Below are 3,556 nucleotides of genomic sequence, written 5' to 3' on the forward strand. Positions count from 1 at the left end.
TTCTGGAGAAGTCGCTCACTCGCCCGGCTTATTGCACCCGGGACAATCACCATCCGCACCCCTTCCAGCGTTCCTTCGTCGATTGCATCGTCCCCGGCGACGGCAAAGTCCACACCAAGCGTGAAGAGAACCCGGCTGGTCAGGAGAACTGCCTCCCGAGCCGCCGCGGCACGTTCCGGTGGAGCGCTGTCTGGAGAGATCACGAGGACGGCGGGCTTTTCCCACCTGGGAACAAGTCGAGAAAGTAAAAGCGAAGACGCCCGGTAAAACCGCAGTGACGACCGCTCCGTACCATCACAGGTCCGCAGCAGCCCCCAGGGGAAGACGCGGTCATCGTCATCCCGCCAGCACCAGTTTCTGGCAGCGCTGCCACCCAAAGCAAGAACATATTGAGGTAAAAGCAAAAAGAGTCGCTCCTGCTCGGCCACTGATCGCCGAATATGGTAGCCGTGGGCACCGCGCTCCTGCTCCCAGGCGGGATGCGTTTTCACCCCGAACTCCCCGATCGCCAGGGATTTACCCGTCAGCCGCGAATCGATCCATTTGACAGTGGGAGCAAACTCTTCCAGATCCACGCGGGGTGGACCGAAATAGCCGATTTCCGCCACATCCAGCCCGTCGAGCGTTCTCCGCAGATCGAGCCCGCCGATCGGTCTCTGGTAATACTCGCTGATGATCGGATGCCGCTGGTCCACCTCCCGAATGGCTGCCACGAGACGCGCGTTCCAGTGCTCGGTCTGCAAGTATTGCCAGGCCAGCGAACGTTGCTGATCGTTTTTGGGGCGTAATTGATAATCCCCGTTGAGATAGTAGATGAGCCCATCCAGATGTTTGTATCGTTCCGCAAAGGCCCTGGCGAATCTGGCCTGCCTTTCCAGGGTGGCTTCGTCCACCGCGACATCCTGGCCGATGAACAGCCCCGCCCGATAAATCACCCCCGCCTTGCCTGCCAGATAAAGCATGGCGTCCAGTTGCCGCCATTCGGATTCGCTCAGTTCGTACGGATCACGCCACCAGGTTTGCAGGTTGGCGACGAAGTCGATACCCGCATCGCGCATTTTCTGGAAGTTTTCTGCCCAAAACACCGGATCGCTTTGACTGGGCGAGAGAAACCAGTTGGACCATGTTGTGGTCCCGCAGAGAAAACGCGGCCGACCACCCAGATGAAAATAATTCTCTCTGTAATCAAAGCCGATTTTTTCCGGAACCGAGCGGCCATCCCACACGACAAATCCCGCCCGGCCACTATCCAGCACCTGGCCCTCGGCGGACTGCAGTGTCACCTCCATCTCGTACAGGCCCTCGTTCAATGGTTGAAGTTGTATGTGGGCCTCGAACTTCTCGCTTGGCGATAAGCGGGTTGTCGGGGCGGTGTCCTGCCAGATTATTTCTTCGTTCTTCTCCCGGTTTGTCGCCGCCGAGAAAGGAATCGCCACCCGTCGCAGCACGCTGCGGAAACTGCCCGAAAACACACGGTTGCCAAAATTCTCCACGACAACCGTCACCCGGGGGGCTTCGCCCGGGCGGTAACAGGCCAAATCTGCGGCAATCCGGGTGAAGTAAACCCCTGCCCGCATCCGCTCAAGGAGCGGCACGAGCACTCTCTGGCGAAATTCCGGAATCGCCGGAAGATCAACATCTTCCATTCCGAACAGCGCCCATTGGGACCCACGGAACGGGCCCGCGACGTGGCTCATCAGTGCCCCGGCCGTGCCGCAACGGCGGCCCCAGCGATCGAAAGCCTGCACGATCGGTTCCCAGCGGGCTTGCTGCCGTAACACGCCCACCGCAGAATACCCGCTCAAAGGCTTTTCCGTTTTCCATGTCCAATCGCCGGCTCGCAGCTCGACCACATCGTGCAAAGGGGCGTCGGCGTCAAACAGGCCCAATTGCCAGGGGCTCACTTCCAGACCATCCTCGGGCTTGCCGAAGTGGGTGTTGACGACGGGCAAATACTCCACCGCTTCCAGTCGCACGTCGTCAAACCAGGCGGTTCCTGCCGCCTGATAGAGTCCCAACCGCACTTCGACGCGATCCGCACCCGGCGGTACAGTCAGCAGGGCCACCACCCTTTGCCAGTCGTGGGTTCCCCGCAGATGGGCGTAGTCGTGCGGTTCGATCCACTTGTCCCCGGCGAAGGGATAGACCGCCAGAAAAGCGTAGCCCGACCCCGTTACGTTTTCCGTCTTGATCCACGCCGAAAGCCGCAGCGTTTGCCCCGGCATCACGTCCTTCACAGCTTGCCAAACGACGGCACTCCCTTCCTGAGAAAGACTAACTTTCGCCACACCCCGGCCGGAATGCCCTTCACCTGTCACCCACCTGCAGCTTTCCGGCGAGGACCTGCGCCAAGGTGACTTCTCCGGCGTCTCAGCCGATTCCTCGAAGGATGAATCAGCAAGCAGGGGCTCGACGCTCACCGGTTCCCCCGGCACACCGGCCATCCATCCCGATTTCGAACGCCTCGCGGGAATATCAAAGGCGTAGCCGCCGAACGTGAGCAGGTCCGCACCCTCGGTCAGAAATCGCAACAAACCGGCGCGGGCTTCGGGCAGATAATACTGAGCATCGGGGAAGACAAGAAGGGAAACCCCTCCCTCAATTCCCGGACACCACGCAGCCGCCAGCTCCTCCCAGGTCATGAACTCCGTCCGATAACCCGCCTGCTCCAGGGCCCCCACGATCGCCCGAACATTCACACTCTGAGAGAATCGAGGGCTGGCCGGCTCGACAATGACCGCCCGATTCTCGCCTGGAACCACTTTCCGGAGGCGCGGCTGCCAAACGGCCAGGGGTTCCACCATCACGTCGCGAAACCAGCACCGTCCCTGCGCCTGATAGAGCCCCAGCCTGATTTCCATGCGAAAGGCGCGCCGGTCCGTTTGCCCTTCCCATGTGAAGGTTTGCCAGTCCTGCGTTCCCCTGAGCTGGGCAAAATCTGTAAAACTCACAAGCTGCCCCCATTCGTCGTACTGATAGACGGCCGCGTAGGCGTAGCCAGCTCCTTGAACCGGCTGAACATCCTCGCATCGCACAGTTGCCCGAATCCGCAGCAACTCCCGCGGCGGCACGAAGCACCGGGCGACAGCCACCTCTCCCGACTGATCGCAGAACAGCGTTACCCGACCGTCGGGCTCTGCCCTCGCTTCGGCTCCCACCAACTCCCAGTCGTCTCGACCGATCCTCCAGGCGATCGTTGGCTCGTCTGCCGACGCCGAGTCGTTGACCACTCCTCCCGCAACGAGGATGATAGCCCCCAGCAAAGCCAGGAACGGCCAGGGCACAGCGACCCTTTCCTTCTGCAACCAACGGGACTCTCCGAGCGCTGGTGCTTTCATGCATTCATCCTTTTCAGTCCACGCCCGGATTGCTTTCGCCGGGCACGACAAGCACGCCCCTCCGAAGGATGTCTCGGAGGAACCTGCGTGTCATCTCTACATTCGAGCGTTTTAGATCATCCATTCCACCGACCGGGCGCCAACTCCTGCGTTCAGTTGCTGCTCAAGCAGTAGGGGCAATTCATGGAGTGCTGCTCCAACATGTTCCCCATGGCGTC

1 pseudogene is annotated in these 3,556 nt (G+C 60.7%); it reads right to left on the minus strand.

The features are described 5' to 3' along the window. Window positions 1–3,338, minus strand: a pseudogene (locus tag H5U08_RS13040) (hypothetical protein); the annotation flags it as partial. Between the last annotated feature and the right edge of the window lie 218 nt (window positions 3,339–3,556).

Origin of the sequence: Thermogutta sp., from assembly GCF_014359955.1 — a bacterium.
Taxonomy (GTDB): Bacteria; Planctomycetota; Planctomycetia; order Pirellulales; family Thermoguttaceae; genus Thermogutta.